Annotated in this window: 15 protein-coding genes; 4 read left to right on the top strand and 11 right to left on the bottom strand. The window is 46.1% G+C overall.

The window, feature by feature from the left end; genetic code table 11:
• Positions 1-384: 384 nt before the first annotated feature.
• Positions 385-1,296 carry a glycosyltransferase family 2 protein gene (locus EWH91_RS11905; protein ID WP_129930256.1) on the top strand — a complete coding sequence of 304 codons (912 nt, stop codon included), beginning with the start codon at positions 385-387 and terminating at the stop codon, positions 1,294-1,296.
• A 533-nt stretch (positions 1,297-1,829) separates the two neighbouring features.
• Here the strand turns inward: EWH91_RS11905 and EWH91_RS11900 are convergent.
• The 4 genes from EWH91_RS11900 to EWH91_RS11885 all read right to left on the bottom strand — a co-directional run bounded on the left by EWH91_RS11900 (position 1,830) and on the right by EWH91_RS11885 (position 8,983).
• Complete coding sequence (locus tag EWH91_RS11900; RefSeq protein WP_129930255.1) at positions 1,830-2,885, bottom strand: 3D domain-containing protein; 1,056 nt, start codon at positions 2,883-2,885, stop codon at positions 1,830-1,832.
• A gap of 178 nt (positions 2,886-3,063) precedes the next feature.
• The gene (locus tag EWH91_RS11895; RefSeq protein WP_129930254.1) at positions 3,064-5,793 is read right to left on the bottom strand and encodes an MBL fold metallo-hydrolase; all 2,730 of its coding nucleotides are present in this window, start codon (positions 5,791-5,793) and stop codon (positions 3,064-3,066) included.
• Between the two features lie 265 nt (positions 5,794-6,058).
• Positions 6,059-8,116 (bottom strand): SA1320 family protein, encoded by a 2,058-nt coding sequence (locus EWH91_RS11890; protein WP_129930253.1) that lies wholly within the window; start codon positions 8,114-8,116, stop codon positions 6,059-6,061.
• A 9-nt stretch (positions 8,117-8,125) separates the two neighbouring features.
• Positions 8,126-8,983 (bottom strand): DUF1672 family protein, encoded by an 858-nt coding sequence (locus EWH91_RS11885; protein WP_165364320.1) that lies wholly within the window; start codon positions 8,981-8,983, stop codon positions 8,126-8,128.
• Positions 8,984-9,472: 489 nt separating this feature from the next.
• Between EWH91_RS11885 and EWH91_RS11880 the strand changes: the two genes are divergently transcribed.
• A complete protein-coding gene (locus EWH91_RS11880) occupies positions 9,473-10,684 on the top strand; it encodes a DUF3298 and DUF4163 domain-containing protein (protein WP_129930251.1) in 1,212 nt (403 codons plus the stop codon).
• A 305-nt stretch (positions 10,685-10,989) separates the two neighbouring features.
• A complete protein-coding gene (locus tag EWH91_RS14510; protein WP_165364319.1) occupies positions 10,990-11,163 on the top strand; it encodes a hypothetical protein in 174 nt (57 codons plus the stop codon).
• A 54-nt stretch (positions 11,164-11,217) separates the two neighbouring features.
• On the opposite strand, the gene EWH91_RS15170 is transcribed toward EWH91_RS14510, so the two are convergent.
• A complete protein-coding gene (locus tag EWH91_RS15170) occupies positions 11,218-11,877 on the bottom strand; it encodes an MgtC/SapB family protein (RefSeq protein WP_129930250.1) in 660 nt (219 codons plus the stop codon).
• Positions 11,878-12,094: 217 nt separating this feature from the next.
• On the opposite strand from EWH91_RS15170, the gene EWH91_RS14930 reads away from it, so the two are divergent.
• On the top strand, positions 12,095-12,298 hold the full coding sequence (locus tag EWH91_RS14930; protein ID WP_129930249.1) for a hypothetical protein: 204 nt from the start codon (positions 12,095-12,097) through the stop codon (positions 12,296-12,298).
• A 189-nt stretch (positions 12,299-12,487) separates the two neighbouring features.
• Here the strand turns inward: EWH91_RS14930 and EWH91_RS11865 are convergent, their stop codons facing one another.
• From EWH91_RS11865 to EWH91_RS11835, 6 genes are all read right to left on the bottom strand, one after another.
• Positions 12,488-13,201, bottom strand: a complete 714-nt coding sequence (locus tag EWH91_RS11865) for an ATP-binding protein (protein ID WP_129930248.1) — start codon at positions 13,199-13,201, stop codon at positions 12,488-12,490.
• Between the two features lie 448 nt (positions 13,202-13,649).
• Positions 13,650-14,090, bottom strand: a complete 441-nt coding sequence (locus tag EWH91_RS11855; protein WP_129930247.1) for a bifunctional adenosylcobinamide kinase/adenosylcobinamide-phosphate guanylyltransferase — start codon at positions 14,088-14,090, stop codon at positions 13,650-13,652.
• Positions 14,042-14,665 (bottom strand): histidine phosphatase family protein, encoded by a 624-nt coding sequence (locus EWH91_RS11850; RefSeq protein WP_129930246.1) that lies wholly within the window; start codon positions 14,663-14,665, stop codon positions 14,042-14,044. The genes EWH91_RS11855 and EWH91_RS11850 overlap by 49 nt, the downstream gene beginning before the upstream one ends.
• Entirely contained in the window at positions 14,623-15,414 is a 792-nt protein-coding gene (gene cobS / locus EWH91_RS11845) for an adenosylcobinamide-GDP ribazoletransferase (protein ID WP_129930245.1), read from the bottom strand. The genes EWH91_RS11850 and cobS overlap by 43 nt, the downstream gene beginning before the upstream one ends.
• A 170-nt stretch (positions 15,415-15,584) precedes the next feature.
• Positions 15,585-16,169: a bifunctional adenosylcobinamide kinase/adenosylcobinamide-phosphate guanylyltransferase gene (locus EWH91_RS11840; protein ID WP_240697354.1), complete on the bottom strand. Its 585-nt coding sequence runs from the start codon at positions 16,167-16,169 to the stop codon at positions 15,585-15,587.
• Positions 16,166-17,602 carry an ABC transporter ATP-binding protein gene (locus tag EWH91_RS11835; protein ID WP_129930244.1) on the bottom strand — a complete coding sequence of 479 codons (1,437 nt, stop codon included), beginning with the start codon at positions 17,600-17,602 and terminating at the stop codon, positions 16,166-16,168. The genes EWH91_RS11840 and EWH91_RS11835 overlap by 4 nt, the downstream gene beginning before the upstream one ends.
• Between the last annotated feature and the right edge of the window lies 1 nt (position 17,603).

Raw genomic sequence — 17,603 nt, 5'->3', positions numbered from 1 at the left:
CAGCATGAAATGTGTTGAATTTTTCACATACTTTTAACAAGATTATCCATCCGGTGGTATAATTAGATATAGAAGCAAGGAAGTGCATCGGTCAGCTGATGCGCCTTTTTCTGTCGGACGATTTCCCCCTCCAAGACTTTCACAACTTATCCTGCAAGCATCTGCACCGTGTCTCCACGGGCGGATGTCCTGAATTCGTTCTTTCCTTTATCAACGGGGCGTTCAGCGTCCATTCGTTCAGGATCAAAACAAATTAAAGATATTCATTTGACTGAAGATACGCGGAGTATTCTAATCCAATTATATGTGAACGGATTCACAGCAACATACTTTCGGGGATTGACAGACAGATCTCCTTGGCCGATCAATGAAGGAGAGGATTTAATGATTAAAAAAGGTCAGCGTGTAGCGATTATTGTTTTAAACTGGAATGATTATGAGGATACCGCCGAATGCCTGAAATCACTCGAACGGCTTAATTATCCGAATTTTCACGTCTATCTGGTAGATAATCATTCCAGTGATCATTCATATGAAAAGTTAAGGGAAGACCATCGTCGCCATAAACTTACTTATGACATCAGCTTTCTGCAAACTGAATCTAATCTCGGCTTTGCCGGGGGAAACAATCTGGCCATTAAAAAAGCTTATGAAGCAGGTTATGACTATTTCTGGCTCGTAAATAACGACGCGGTGGTCACGCCTGATGCTCTGACGGAACTGGTCAAAACCATAAAAAGTGATCAAAAAATTGGGATTGTCGGATCGAAAATGTATTACTACAATTCCAACAAAATCTGGTTTGCCGGCGGTCGGGTCAGTTCCTGGACCGGCCAGACACATCACATCGGGTACGGTGAAGAGGATCACGGCCAGTATGATCAGCAGCGACCGGTTGAATTCATCACCGGATGCAGTCTCCTGTTCCGAAGAGCATTGATTGACAGAATCGGTCTGATGCGGGAATTCTACTTCCTTTATTATGAAGAGACAGAGTGGAATATCCGGGCCAGACAGGCAGGATTTAAAGTTGTCTACCAACCAAAATCGCGAATTTATCATAAGGTGTCGACGGCTACCGGAGGCGAGCAGAATCCGGACCCCTATGTGGCGTATTACGATTTGCGAAATGAATACTGGATGATCAAGCATACGCAGAACCTGTTTCGTACGCTGGTTGCCTATTTCTATCGCTTATATAAGGCCTTCCTGAAAACGAAAATTATTTTTCAGGGACACCAGGACCGCAAATTAGAGCGGATAAAATATATACTTAAGGCGGTGACCACATTCTGATTCATGAAGCAAACGGGATCAGGAGACAGGCACAAAAAAGTATCGTGTTGATGTGAACTCCTAAAGCCGGGTTCTTAAAGTGCTTGCCTGACAGTTGAAATCTGGTATTAAACCGGACTCTGACGACAGAGTTCTTTTTTTGATTCTGGATTCATTAAATAACACTTACTCCATTGGCGAATAGCTGTTTCTAATTTTTCTTCATGGTGACTGCCCGTTAATATGGGATAAATCACAGGTTTGCCGTGAACCGGCAGAAACTGTTTCGTGGCAGAGCATATGATCGGGTCAGACGACGTGCCCCCCGCCTCCCTCTATAATACCTCGCAATAGATTACCCTCTATATTATTGTATTGATTGAAAATAGTTGAGAAAAATGTATAACCTGCAAAATATGGAGCATGTGGACATATCCGGAGCGGTTGCACGGATCAAATTAATCCAGCCATTCAGGAGAATAAAAAACCCTCTTGAGGCTGAATTTTTTCATTCGGCTTCAAGAGGGCACTTCAATTTTTTTCATTTTATTTATTTAATGCTCCACGGTCACGTTCCGCGTCTGACGTCCAAAGTTTATTGCCTGCTGATTCGTGGCAAAATGGACATCAAGCCGATTACCTTTTATTGCACCACCGGTATCAGCTGCAGTGTACGTACCGAGACCGGATATCGTCACTTTTGATCCAAGAGGAATGACTGATGGATCAACAGCAACCACCCTGGCATTTGGATTCTCTTTCAGATTAATCCCGGTTGCCGTCGTCCCGTTCAAAGCGTAGCCGGTCACTTCAAATGATCCGGACTGACCACGCTGAACAGGCTGCTTTGTCGGCTGGGATTGCTGAACCTGGCGCGCGGCGGGTTGTGTTTGCTTTTGCACCGGCCGGGTAGCAGGCTTCGATGACTGAGGAGCCTTTTTGACAGCCGGCTGGCTTGGGGCTGCCTTTGTCTGCTTCGTTTTATCCTGAGACGTTTGCGCAGTTGCCTGCGGTTGGGTTGCTTCCTGGTGCACAACCGGTTTCTTCTGAACTGGCTGCGCGACTGGTTTCTTCTGAACTGGCTGTGCAGCTTGTTCCTTTTGAGCAGGCTGTGCGACCGGTTTCTTCTGAACTGGCTGAGCAACTGGTTTCTTCTGAACTGGCTGTGCAGCTGGTTTCTTTTGAACTGGCTGTGCAGCTGATTTCTTCTGAACTGGCTGTGCGGCCGGTCTGGCTGCAGGTTTATTTACCTGTGACTGTGATTTATTCACTTTTGGCTTGGATTCATTTACCCGGACCTGCTGAGCAGGTTCGGCTTTATGAACCGTTTGCTGCGCTTTCTGTTCCTCCGCCTTCTTTTCTTCCGCTCTGGCTGCAGCCGCTCTCTTCGCATTATATTGCTCCCAGCGCGTTGCCTTTTCTTTCCAGAGCCCATTCACTTCTTCACTCAAGGCACCACTGTCATAACTTTTATGTTCATCAGGGACGACTGGATTACTCTTTTCGGCAGGCTGCTCAGCATGAGCCGGAGTGGATCCGGCGGTCACAGGAAGAACAAGTCCTGTGGCCAGCATTATGGCAGCCATTTTCTTCATTCTGTTTCTTCGCATGAATCAAACCTCCTGAAATCCGTGTCATGCGATGAATAACACCGCTGTTCCTTTCAACACTGTTTATTATAGGAGGCTTATGTCACAGAATGATTGAAGCCGGTTTACAAAAACAATACGAATCGATGGTTCATATTTCATCTGTAACAAACAACCTGTCGATTCGTCGTGAATCGCGCTATCGAACTTCCACAATCAGGCGGTATCCGGTCAGCTGGTCAATTTCGTCGCAGACGTGCTGCAGTTCATCTTCCGGAGGCTGGACCGAAAGTTTAACCATCACTTCGGTCTGAGCAATATGTAAGGATGGATTTTTCTTCATCCCCCATCCATCCGGGATATGCTCGGACACCATGCGAATGATTTCATTTTGTTTCGGATTTTTGGCATAAGTAACCGGCAGGCCGGTACGCCAGGAAAGTTCCTCCATATCCGTCTCGTGCCGGCGGGCTATTTCCGGGGTAACAAAATGGACTTCCATATACGGTTTACCCTGGGATTGTTTCATACTCGCCTTATACAGGGTAATGCCGCGTTCTTTAGCCCAGACGCCGGCTTCGTGGATCCCCTGATTATTTTCCAGCCTGGGCGAAGGGGCCTCTGACCGGTAGAAATCAGTCTGGTTATCCGCCTGACCCGGAACAGCCGCATGGTTCTGTTCCCCTTTAAAGATCAGTGAAAACCCGGTTTCATCCTTTAACTGCTGCAACCGTGAATCCGCGTCATGAGGCCGCTTGACCGGCAGGCTGGCCGTCCGCTGATCCAGATAGACCGAGGCTGAACCACTGGTACCGAACAGGTCATGGATTTTTTTCTGGAGGCGGTCCACCCGCACAGAATCCGAAAAGTGAATAAACCAGCCGGTTCCCTCTTTTATACGATGACTCAGATCTGCCCGCTTTTCAGAATCGATGATGGCCGGAAAATCAAAGTACAGCGTCAGGTGCTCATCAGCTGTTCCCAGTGCGTCAGCCCCGCAGCGGATAAAATGAGGATCATCACTGAGCATATTCCGAATATAGTCCATTGCTTTCGTCGCGTTCATTTTGATCGCCTGAATGGGCAGATCGAGGTGTGCCAGCCTGTTCAGGTGCTCACGTGTCAGGGTATAGGTTGTTTTTCCTTCATCGACTTTTCGACTGTCTTCAGGCAGACTCTGCAGGGCCAGTGCGAGCGCAAGACGCGGTTTCAGGTCATCTTCAGGCAGAACCTGTGCAGCGATTGACTCAAAAGGATAGCGGCCTTCTTTACCGTTCTCCCAGTTAATCGTTTGCAGAAAAGGACGTGAAAAAGTAAACACTGCATCTGCTTCTTCCTGCAGCAGATCAAACGAACGGTTCCAGGGACCGATCGTCTCACAAACCTGTTCGAGTGACAGGCGAACCGCCTCCCCTTTTGGTGTCCGGCAGGTCAGTGATTGCGTCTTTGGATAAAAGCCGGTGCAGAGCGCCAGCTGAAGCGCATGATCCGCCTCTTTTTTATAGAGAAGCAGTTGGCCGACTTTTTCCTTAAGCGGCTGATGACGGCTATTTTTGCCCGGAGAAAATGAACCTGTCGCCTTTGCCCGGGCTGATACGGTGTATAGCTCACCGTTCTCAGTCAGCACCGGATGATGACGCGGTTCGATCCGCTCATTTAAGGCAAGGCGTGCATCATCGTCACCGTGGACGATCAGCGTCTTTGCCGGACGGACCATGCTGATAAAGCGGAGCAGCTCTCCGGCATCTCCATGGGCAGAAAGGCCGTACTTACCCACACGACATCTCACCTGATGGACGGTTCCGTTCAGCTCCAGTTCCCGGCTCTCCCCTTCTGCCAGACTGAGCAGTTTCCGCCCCGGACTTTCCTCATCCTGATAACCGGTAATAAAAATCGCATTTTTTTCGTGATTGACCAGGCGTTCGGCGTACCAGACACTGGCCCCGCCAATCAGCATCCCGGATGAAGCAACGATACATGCCGGCTTTCCCTTCAGTACCTGCTCACGATCTTTCGGCTTGACCGCAATGCAGCGCCCCTCAGTTAAAAAAGCATCACCGTGCACGCGGATCCGATGTGCAACCGGTCCTTTCAGATACTGCGGGTATCGGCGGTATATCTTACTGATCGGCGTCACCAGACCGTCGACATAAATCGGGAACCGGGGGATCAGTCCGCGATCCATGTAGTCCTGCAGAATCAGCAGGACTTCCTGCGCCCTCCCGAGAGCAAAGGCCGGAATTAAGGCAAAACCACCACCTGCAATCACTTCAGCGACATTATCGGCAAGCCTTTTCTCTTCCGTGTTCCGATCCGAATGTTCCCGGTTTCCGTATGTCGACTCAATAATCAGCGCATCCGGCCGGCTTGCGATGGGGACTTCTGCACCCGGTATGGTGCGTCCCGCTTTGAAGCTCAGATCTCCGCTGACCAGCAGTTTTTCTCCGTCGCCCTCGATACTGAACATCACCGCACCGAGGATATGACCGGCCCGGTGGAGCGTCACTTTCGTCTCTCCGAAAGCGATCTGACCACTTGCCGGAAAAAGCCGGACCGCGCGCAGTGTTTCTTCCATCTGTTCCTTTGTATACGGAATCAGCATCCGCGCCTCCATGCACCGCTGCGTCATGATTTTAAAAGAGTCACGCATCATGATTTGCATCAGATCGGCCGTCGGCGGCGTCGCAAAAATCGGAACATCCGGATAAATCCGATGTATAACAGGAAGCGCACCAATATGATCAGCATGGGCATGCGTCACCAGAATTGCATCCGGCTTATTCAGATGATCCAGCATCCCAATCGCCGGCATCAGTTCCTCACCATGAACCCGCATCCCGGCATCAACGATCAGACTGGTCGCGCCTATTTGAATATGAAGACAGGAGGCACCAATTTCGCTGCCCCCGCCAAGCACACTTATTTTCAATTCTTTAAACTCCTTTGTTTGTGAGATCGCTGTTCTTTTTTTTATCATAACACAGCATGATCAGTTGTTTCCCATTACGGGGATAAAGTATCCTGTCAAAGATACGGGCAGGAAGAAGGCAGAAGTATCGTAGATTCAGAGGCAGTGCTGAACTTGCCGTAACATCGAGTTAAAAAATCGATATGCAGTAATTCGGAAGCTTGATTCATATAATCGAAGGATCTTCAGCGCGGGAGCCATTGCCTTTGTTGACGGCCATGCCAGGTCAAATCCATGTCCCTCTCCGGACTTGTTCAACCAGAGTGTCTAAATCGTATTCGATGGATTGCGCGTTGAGGCTGAGATTAGTGATCGCCTGTGACTCGTTTTGGTTTAACTGCCAGGCGACTTCTTTAAATTGCAGTCTGATATTCTGAAGTATGCCGAGTGCGACGTGATTATAGGCAATAACAGCCTGATATTGCGTGCCGCCAAATAAGGCGGCTTCAATATAGGGCTTGAACGCATGCAAGATTTCCGGAAGATTTTTCTGAGTATAGTGAAGTACTTCCTGGAGATTTTCGGTTCGGTGAAGCAGCCTCTGCATGTCATCTCCGCTGTTATCCAAAAATCTGCGGATTCTATGATCCAGATCCGTGAACGGTATATGGACAAAAGCGGCGATGCCTTCACATCGCCTGATCTCATGTATTGCAGCCCGAATCGCGCCGCAAATAAATTGAACGGTAAAGCCTAATCCAGCCAAAAGCGACCCAACCCGTGCGTTTACTGACTGAGCGAATGCCTGATAGTTCTTTTCCAGGATCTCCCGACGGATGGCCATTCCCTGTTTGAGATAGTGTGACGACTCCAGATTCCCGCTTACCGTCTGTTCCACATGTGCCGATGCTTTCAGAGGGCTGCCCTGACTGAGCGCCTGGGCAATCGACTGATCAGCCTGATCCATGGCCTGCAGCGTTTGTTCGACCTGATTCCGAAAGCCGGTTATCTGCTGCTCTACTCTTTTTACATTTTTACTGACGATGTGATAATGCGCTTTCAGTTCCTCGACTACGCCATCAAGAAACTCATCTGTCCCGCCACGCAGTAATTCCGGTGTTTTGTGGTACTTTGCCTCAATGATCGCCCGAACAAGATCATTCCGATACAGGGCGACCTGAGTCAAAGGATGATCGACTCCATATAATTGACCCGCCAGCCTGCCCAATAGAGACCAGACGCCGGCAAAAGCCATGTCCGTCACCCATGATCCTTGAATCCAGCGGGCTTCATCACGAGTAGTGACCACAATGGCATGCATCCGGGTGATCCGATCAGCCTCTTCGAAGATTGGATCTGCCGTCTGACGCATAATCCGTTCAAAGCCGTTCTTCATTTCTGTCTGCCGATCATCGAGGCGGGCTCCCTCATAATCTATCGTCTGAACTGAACGATCCAGATAACGGGCCGATTGCTGAAAATCTGCCAAAATGACCTGATCCAGCGCATGAACCAGTTTGCTCATACTCGATTTGTCCAATTTAATTTTTGGCCCCGATCCGACCGTGGATCCTGTCAGTGTTTTGCCGGACCAGATATCTGATACAATCTGCCGGTCAGCCATGAAATGAATCTGACCATAAGAGGGCGTCCCTTCAATACCGACCGTAATCGTCTGATTCATTCTGCCGTTCTTATCGGAAACATAGCCGGTGTGATTGTTCGCCAGATAGCGCAGCCAGCTGACACCAAAATCGATCGTCACCTTCTCACCCGGCACACGATCATCATACCCGCCGGCCTGCTGTGCCAGTGTCAGCGGATCATAGTTGCCATAATAGTTGGTGATATGGCTATTTGCTTTTCCCACTGCATATTTATCCGCCACATCCTCAGGCAGCATGGCCGGATCCAGTGTGACTGAATGGACATCCTGCCTGACCGCAACATAATTGGCCAGTCCGCCACCAAGTGAATTGCCGGCAACATGATCGATGTCTCCATAAATCGCTTCCATTTCTTTGTAGTAGACTTCAGCCTGTTTAAACTGCGCGGTCACAGAATCATTTAATGCTAAATTGATATCTGTCTTAAGGTCGAGGTTGCCCTGTTCAGACTGCGTGCCTTCGTAAATGATGGAAATGTCGCCGGTCTGCAAATCCTTGACTGTGATGGCATCAAGACCGTGACGGGCGGGGTCATCGTAGGTTCTATTGACAACATAGTAACGATTTCCGTTAACTTTTAGTTCCTTTCTAACTTCCGGATGCTGATATACAGTAAATCCGCTTAAATACACTAAATCTTGATCATTAGTTATCTTAATTTGAGTATTTACAACCATTATCTCACCTCATTTCTCTGGCCTTATAATAATGTCATCAATGGCAGGAGTTGTCCCTTCCTCACTTTTTGCCGTCCCCGTCCTTTTCAGAATGTCATTACTATTTATAAATACGCCATAATTTCCTGGAGCTATTCCTTTTATAGATTTGAATTGTTCAATAACGGAATCAGCAATTTTCTTATCAGGAGCGGCATGCTTTTCTTTCATAAAAAAAGTTAAACTAATCAACACTCCATTTGGATCAAATGATTGTTGCTCGATTAACTGACGTAAATTTTCTTTTGAAATGTGCTGATTACTCATGTATGCTTTATACGCTTCGGGAAAATTAATGTCCATAGTACTAACATAATAATTGGAAGTTACATAGCCAGAGCCTGTATTATTTACTGCATTCTGCCGTTTACCTATTACCGGATGTTTTACTGTAATTGACTGGACAAATTGATCCAAACGTTTAAACTCTTCTTCATAGGCCATCACATAAAGCCCAGCCATAATCGCCCCTTCGACTTCTCCTTCATACGCCCAAACGTCACCGGTAACCTGCTGATTCTCAAGATCCACGGGAACGATCACTGAAGTATGAAAGTGCGGCTCACCCTTCGATTCGACAAAGGCTACAACTGCATTTTTCGCCCCTACCAGATGATGTGTCGTCACTTCGAGCTGGTATTTCTCTTTGAAAAACCGATCCACCTGTTCCACAATCTCATTTTTATGCGTTTTCGCAAAGGCATCTTCTTCTTCGCCGTTGTTGAACGAGTAACCTTGTCCGATATAGTCCTGGACAGGCATATATGGTGAACTGCTTGCTTCTTCCTTCTGCTGTGATGTATCTGGATGATCCGTGCTGTTTATCATTAATCCGCAGCCTCCCAGCGTTAAGCCTGATATCAGGATAAAAGCAGTGACTAAAAACCGTCTCCTGTGCATAATCCACGCTCCAATGTTCACAAAGCCTTATTTAGCTGTTTTTCAGTTCTGTATTTCCATTTTATCAACTTCACAGAATAATGAAATTGGTATAAAGGCCCAATGATGAATGCGCTTTCGACAAAAATAAAATTAAATCTGCATGATTTACCGGAAACAGAACGTTCTTTTGGTGACTAAAGGTCTAAAACCAGTTATTAAGTTTTCAAAAATTCAGGGGACTTTAACTGCTTTTACCCATTCTTTCAAAACAATATGCATAGAATGATTCGAGTAAGGCATCTCCTGGCCCGCTTGCACAGAAAATTAAAATGATGCTATGATGGATTGCGTTTACTGGATTAAAAGACGAAGATACATAGCTTATCATTTCTTGAATGACCCATTCTCAGCCATTCATTTACACGGAGGCAGTTTATGAAAAGAAGACTTTTCATCGCTTTAACACTCGCACTGAGTCTGGCTGTGGCAGGCTGTGCCCGGACGAGCTGGTCCGGAGAGAGTGTGAACCACACTCAGGAACAGAAGCAGGAGCAGGATTACGAACAGAAGCAGAATCAAAAACCAGGCCCGAAAAACATACAGGAAAACCCACGTATTGAGAAACATCATTATCGGACAAAGGACCTCGAATATCCGCAGATTGACGGAATGGTCAACAGAAATGCCCAGGAGAAAATGAATCAGAAACTCCAGACTTATGTAAGAAAAGTCTACTCTGACCGGATCAAAATTCTTTCTCAATATGAAAAAGATAAGAAAGAATTTGAACAAGACGCCGGTGCAGAATTGCCTCCGTATTATTCGACACTGAACTATGAAATAAAATATTTATCTTCGGAGAAAATCAGTCTGCTGTTGATCAATGACATCGGTACCGGTGGTGTCCACGGAAACCCCCAGGGAACCGTGTTTAATTTCAATGTTAAAACGGGAAATGAAGTCCCGCTTGAAGATAATTTTTCATCAGAGAAATATCTCAGTCAGGCCAGACATTTTGCCATCAACTATTTAGCAGCTCACCCGGACAAGTATCCCCTGTACGATTCAAAATCTTTCGGTCCGGACGATATTACCAGCTACTACTGGACAAAAGAAGGCATGGACTTTCTGTTTCCACCTTATGCAGTCGCTCCTTATGCAGCGGGATTCGTCTCCCTGCCCATACCAGACTACCTGATGGACAGTCCTGATTCCCGGAATCTTGACGAGGTAAATAATAAACAAAAGCTAATCGCAGCTCAGCCATCCTTCAGCAGTTATCAGGGAAACTGGGCACAGTCTGTTGGTCCCGTGGAGCAGGTTGCAGTGAACCTCACCTTTTCGGAAGGGATGCCTGCAACGGTCAATATTAACGCCATGTTCGGAGACGAGGCCACAACAACCGGTGACATGTACGTTCTATTCGATAAAAACGGGAAAGCGAAAGCAGACTTTACCACAAAAAGTTATACGGCCGCGATGGACGCGGCAGGTGAATCCAAAAATGGAAAAGCCGTCATCACGCTGAATAACGATACCATCACCGTAACCATCAGCTATCCTGTCGGCGGGGAAGACGGAAAACTGAAGGCGGGCACCTATCATCTGGAAAAGAAAAGTGCAGAAACTCAGGACATTATCTATTAATGTTTCAATCTATTACAAGAGCATTCACCGCGATACTGTTTCACAAAGAGGGTACAACTGAACCGGGATTCATTTCAGCTGTAAATCGTCGGGTTTTCTCCGCTGACAATCCTTGATTAGCATGGCTGTTTATTATTGTGTTAACCCAACGTAATCATGTTTGACGTTAGTTGAACGTTTATTAAATGATCCAACCAAAGAAAGATGTACCTGCAGTTGCGGCAAGGCCAACGAATCAATTCGCTCAGAGCATCTTAAAACTTTTGGATGAGGATGGGAAAATATAGCGTTCGGAGAAATCAATTGTGCTGGCGGATCACAGTAAAATTGGTGTAACGACTTTTGCGCATATTTGTGGTCTGAAAGAAGTCTCGACGCTGATAACCAATGGTGAATGCCCTGCAGATATACAGCAGGCACTGAAGGAAAATGGAGTGAAGTTGCTTTCGTCGACTTACACCGATCAGGATCCCGTTTAATCAATGACACCCCTTTCTATGTCAATTATGATTTTTATTTCTGAAGTCTGCTTTTTACTCAACCAGATTAATAACGACCTCATCTAATTTTTGCAACTGACTAATTTTCTGTTTTTTGTAATCTGTCTTTGTTGAACGAACGACAAGACTGACGTAATATATTTTACGGCTATCCTTGTCCTTCCCCGTTTTCACCGAGTAAGATAGAACATCATCATGATCAAACAGGTTGAAAGCAGCGTGCAATGACGTCTTGTTGATTGATGAATAGTTAAATGCAATGGTCATGTTTTTTCTTGATTTCAGAAAAATGCTCGGTAATTCTAACCCAAGGAGAGTTAAAATCGTTCCGCAGATCCCCACCAGAAACATTCCTGATCCGATCGCCAGACCAACACCTGATGTTGTCCAAACCCCGGCCGCTGTTGTCAGTCCGTGCACAAATCTTTTCTGAACGATAATAGTCCCCGCTCCAATAAAACCGATACCGCTGACTACCTGGGCAGCAATACGGCTTGGATCAAGAGAAATTTTAGTTTCCGATGCAATCTGGGCAAACCCATACTGGGACACAATCATAATCAAGGCACTTCCAAGAGAAACAAGAAAATGGGTACGGATACCTGCTTCTTTTGAGCGCAGTTCACGATCTAAACCAATGACTGCTCCCAGGATTCCAGCGACCAACAATCTTATAGAAAACTGCAAATTCATCTCATCACGTTACCTCCTCTGAAATAATAAAAAGAAATAACACAAAAACGGTCAAATAAATCATCATAATCCTAGTTTATTCAGAATTTCTCCAAGATGCTCAGATGCTTGAACTGATCACTTTTCTCGATTACACCCCGTGCATGAAAAAAGTGCACGCAAAAAGGATCCAAATCTGGTGAAATTAAGTCACCACAACAGCCAGAGAGGATCCTTTATGAAGACTACTTTATCGCAAATCACGTTAGATTTCAAAGATTTCAATCGAAAAATCAAGCTATCAAACGATGGTGGTGAACTTTCTTCAGATAGTGGTCAACTGCTTTTTAAAGAAAAAAAGGGAGTGTTGAAAATGACTGTTCGTCAACCTACCGAAAAGGAAATGTTGATTCAAGATATTTTAAATATGACAGACGAATAGGCTAAGGAATTGCGTAAACAATTGAACGAATGTAAAAAATTATTGCTTCCTTACGAAGACGAGATCTTGACTAAAGAAGAAGAACAGGCTTTGAAAGAATCTGAAAAAGGTAATGCCAAAACGTATCCTTACAACGAGATTTTTGGCAAAGATGGTCGGTGAACAATGTATACCTACGTCTACTATTTTTCAAACCTCAAACTGCACCAGATGAAAGAGTGAACCTGCTTCACTCTGGATCCTGTCTTCTAATTTTTTTGGATAAATAGCAATAAAGCAGGTTGACGGTCCTGAAGATTGCATGATATCGACATCTGTCTGCACTTGACGATCATTCATATTTTCCGAGAATGCCTGATTCAGTTCATATAAAATTCCTTTAGAACCTACAGGAAAAAGAGTAACGCCACTGATCTGAGCTATTGAATCGAATAAATGGAGGGAAGCAATCTCTTCTGGTCTGTCCCGCACCGCTTCGCCAACAAGCGGTGAGCCGATAACGGCTACTCTTTGCTTTTTGATATTTAGAGGGACTTCAACCCCTCCCATTGCCTTTTTTCCTAATACCGTCAGGCCTATCGTTGACTGTTTCAGCTGGAAGTTGGTTTCTGTACTGCCTGTAATTTGTACATCCATGAAATTCAGTTCTTTCAGCCCTTTTTTTACCCCTGTAACAAGTTCAGCCCAGGCATCGTTCCCGCAAAAATTGTGGATGATCACAATAAAAGGATGGCCCCCCGCCGAAATACATTCCATTACCGCTGTTCGAAAAGCAAAGTAAGACACCACAGCATACGGCACTTGGACCTCATCCTGAGCCTTCATCCCAACCGCTCCGCTATTATCTACAGCGACGATCATCGATTCATCTTCAGTAAGAGGGATAACGGAGACATCTCTCATCGTTTTCCCCACCTCACTTGAAAAGCAGCATATACTCGAACTCGGGGTATTGCAAGTATAGCAATACTGCCAGGCACAGCAGGGATTTTAATATAAGCACCGACGACGGATAAGGCAATAAAGATGCCCATCCACGCAAGTTTATTACCCTTGTTGCGATTTCTCATCTTTCTTACTCCCTCCTTGAAAGACTTTTCCACTTCGTATCTTCACGTCTTTAACATTTACCCGATCGTTGACGGCTCTTCCCCAGGCCAAAAAATGATTTGCGAGCCAAATCTGAAGCACGAAGCTCTCCAGTCTTCTTGTTACTGCATGCGATATGGATGGTGGCTGCTGCTTTAGTTCGCCTACTGTACCGTAGTTTCAACACGGATCTCATCCTTTCACATGGCCTCAGATCAGACGTGTTTTTCCCTCATCCCCTGTTCGTGTCTGCAGGTTTCCCTCATTTTAATCTTTGGTTCAGCCCATACCAGATCACATCGACACGATCTGCCCGTTTGGCAATATCCTGAAAGACCCATCCGGTAACGTCTCGCCACAGTCGATCATTCTTATCTACAGGGACAATGCCCTTCGTTATGTCTGTTCCGATAATAACAAGCTTTCGGCTGGCTTCTTCTTTTTCCCACTGGCTCCAGCTTTCCAATCTCGCATTAAAAAGGGATCTGACCTGATCTGCATGGTTCTTCGTTAATTCTTTTCTTACCCACTGCTCCATCCCAACTATCATTAAGTTCTCAGACTGGCTTAGATCCGGGCCCGCTGCCGGATCTGAAAGCGCGCAGGCAGAAACAACATCAAAGTCACTTTCACCAGGGTGATGATAGAAATTTTTCACCCACTCTGTTTTTCCGTTAAAGGCACCTCCCGTAACGAAGTGCATGTTTCTCCCCTCCTGAACATGTCCCGACTTTCCCAGATGAGCGCGTAGCCATACCCGTTTGATACGTTCCAATCCCGGAAATCCGTCTTTTCTTTTGAATAAGTGGATAACAAATAACGTATCACGCCCCCATGGGTAACCAAAACGACCCGACTCAGCTGTTCCATCATGATTTTCCTTTTTAACTTCTTCCAGCCTTGATCTATACGCTTCGCAAATGCCTGAAAGGATTCGCCCTGGGGAGGGGAAACATGGAAGGGATCTTCTAACCATCTGCGATAGACCCCTGCATCTTTCAATTGTTCATACGTTTTGCCTTCCCAATTTCCAAAATTCATTTCTCTGAATTCCGGATAGACCTCTTGTGAAACATGTTCAAAGAGAAGCTCCGCCGTTTGCCGGCAGCGTTTTAAATCGCTTGTCGCAACATAATGGCAGGGGGTCAACATTTTTCCTGATAACTCTGCCCTTCCCTGCTTGCTTAAAGGCGAATCCGTCCAGCCGATATAAGCATGACGCTCATTTTCTTCTGTTAAACCGTGACGAAATAATGTAATAACCAGACCATCATCCATAACACGAGCTCCGACCCTTCTACAGATGCGCCAACGACATCTCCTGTAATACCGCCAAACCACTTGACGGCTTTATGAGATAGGCCAAAATAGAGCACAACCATGGTGACGAGTAAGATGGATGCGCCAATGAAGGCTCGCTGATTTACTGATCCCGCTAATACGAGAATAATAAAAAAATAAATTGGATAAATACCCAATGTTTTTTTATCTGCAGCCTGTTTAAAATAAGCGCCTAATCCGTCAGCTTTTGCCCCTTTCACATGAATGATCAGCATGCCCATGATGCTTTTACTGATGAGGGGAATCATGGCAATTAAAAGATAAGTAGTGGCACTTTCCCGTATAACCGTTTCATAGATAAATAAAAATTTTGCCGCTAAAAGGACGATCACCACAAGCACGCCAAAGGCCCCTGTCCGGGGATCCTTCATAATTTCCAGTCGTTTCTTTATACTTTGATAGGAAAAATAGGCATCACTTGCATCGATCCACCCATCAAGATGAATCCCTCCCGTGATCACAATCATCGCCACCCACACGAAAAAGGCAGCAGCCAGCGAAGAAAAGGGAGTCCAGTTCAAAGCAAGATAAAGGATGCATGCGTAAAGAAGGCCTTGTATCAAACCTAAAATGGGAAAGGTCTTAATCGCATGATTGATGTTGTCTTTATCCATCGAAATCTCGCAGCGAATCGGAATAGAGGTGAAAAATTGTAAATTGATCATCATGCCTTTTATCCATTTCATGATCCAAGTCTTCCAATCGAAAATGATGTTTTTCCCCGTGTTCCATCTAAAACGTTCTATCGAATGACATATAAGAAGCCGCCGGTCATATTGTGGACTCAAATGGCACGGCTATTGTGCCTTCAGCGACAGATGGGCGCAAGGAATGCTGTCTTCAAAATATATCCCTTTCAAAGTGGTTCTCCTTTCATTAACAGGGGAATCCCTGCTTCCATCTGATACGCACGTTCAGCTATTTTTACGATTTGCACATGAAGTTCGCCAAGGAGCCTGGCATATAAAAGGACAAGCTTCTGATGGATCGGCTCAAAAAGCACTTCATTACTGACAACGATGAGTACCCTGCAGTTCTGGGATACGGCAATGAGTCCGTTCATTATGTGATCTTTCACTTTTTGTGGAACGGTCCCATCCTCCAGGTGATTCCCTTCATGGAAAAGTTCATTGCTTAACAGCGTCGTTAAACAATCAAGCAATACAACATCATGCTTTTGAAAAAAAGGAGCCAGCTGCCCGATATCCATCGGTTGTTCCCATGTTTTCCAGGGATACGGACCATTTTTTCTTTCCTCCTGATGGCGCAAAATACGACTTTCCATTTCTTGATCCGTTGCTCTGCCCGTTGCAATATAGTGAAGGGAACCTGACGTCGCTTCAGCGCATTGAATGGCCATGCGTTCTGCAAAAGCGCTCTTGCCGCTTCTTACACCGCCTGTGATAAAGATTAACGTTCCTGCCCGCATCATACTCTTCATACCTCCCTTCTCCTGCTTTTTTGCAGGGCTTCCCTTGTGCATGCCTCGACCCCCTGGCTAATAAGCTTCACGAGTGGGGTGATGGGATCTGTGAAGCCGATCTTCTTTCCTTTTTGTGTAGCGGCCACAAGCACATGGCCTGCCAGCCGCCCCTCTATAGCGGTTTTCCCCATGATGCCTGAGTCCCGCAGCGCGTTTACTTTTGTCTCAGTCGCTGTGATCATACTCTGAATAAATGCTTCCTCCGAAAGTTCACCATGTATAAACAGCCATGTCGTCCCTGAAAGAGCGTGCTCCTCTCCCCCGGATGCTCCCACGGCACTGCCCGCAGCTGCTGTCACAACAACAAATAAAGAAAACCCATCCCTCTTATATAAATGACAGGAAACATCTTCAGGGAAAGCAGATGACATCACTCCGACCGTGTCACTCGGCTCAAAACCATTTTTGTGTAAAAATAAAGTCATTTCCTTTTTCAAATCATCGCGTGGTTCATCCTGGTTCACATGGCGGTTTACAAAGCTCTGATACCACCCTGTGCCTGCACCCATAACGCCTGAATACAGGGTGCGCAGCTGAAAGGGCGCCTGATAAGCGATCCAGTCCTCCTGAATGTCTAAAAAAGTCTCATCTAGTACACGATCTTCTGATGAATCCCGTTCAGGTAAGAGAAGCATTTGTGGAGCGGGCACCTTTGGGTGGGGCATTTTCTTCACTTCTGTCCGGTAGACGTTTTTCACCCTTGCTTCTTTAAGCACTTCATCTGGGCGGGCATCCACCTGTACTTCTCCATTCTGAAGCAAAAGCAGGCGATCGCAATATAGCCCGGCCAGATTTAGATCATGAAAAATAGAGATCACGGTCAATTTCTTTTGAACCGTCCATTGCTTTAACAGATCGAACAGCCCTTTTTGAAAGGAAAGATCTAAATGATTCGTGGGTTCATCTAAAAGTAAGAGTTCCGGTTCCTGGGCAAGAGCCTGTGCCAGATAGACGCGCTGCTGTTCTCCACCGGACAGCTCCCGGATCGAATGATTTTCAAATGCCTTCACATGGGTTTGTTTCATCACCCTTTGAATGACCGCTTCATCCTCTTCCCCCCAGGCGTGTAACAGGCCTTTTTGGTGCGGATAACGGCCAAGCGCAACGACTTCTTTTACTGTATAGGAAAAATTTTGCGGCGAAATCTGAGGGAGTACGGCCATGAGCTGCGCCAGTTCTTTCGCCGTATAATGGCGAACAGAGCGGTTCTTTACCAGAATGGAACCCTTTTGATAAGGGAGTATGCCGCTCAGCATTTTTAATAAGGTGGTCTTGCCGCTTCCATTCGGGCCTAATATACCAAACAGTTCCCCTTTTTGAACAGCAAAGGAGACATGCTTAAGCACCGGATTTCCCGGATACCCCCCTGAAACATTCTCAAGCTTTAGCATT

This window comes from Sporolactobacillus sp. THM19-2, assembly GCF_004153195.1.
Lineage (GTDB): Bacteria > Bacillota > Bacilli > Bacillales > Sporolactobacillaceae > Sporolactobacillus.
This window is presented reverse-complemented; position numbering and strand designations above follow the sequence as displayed.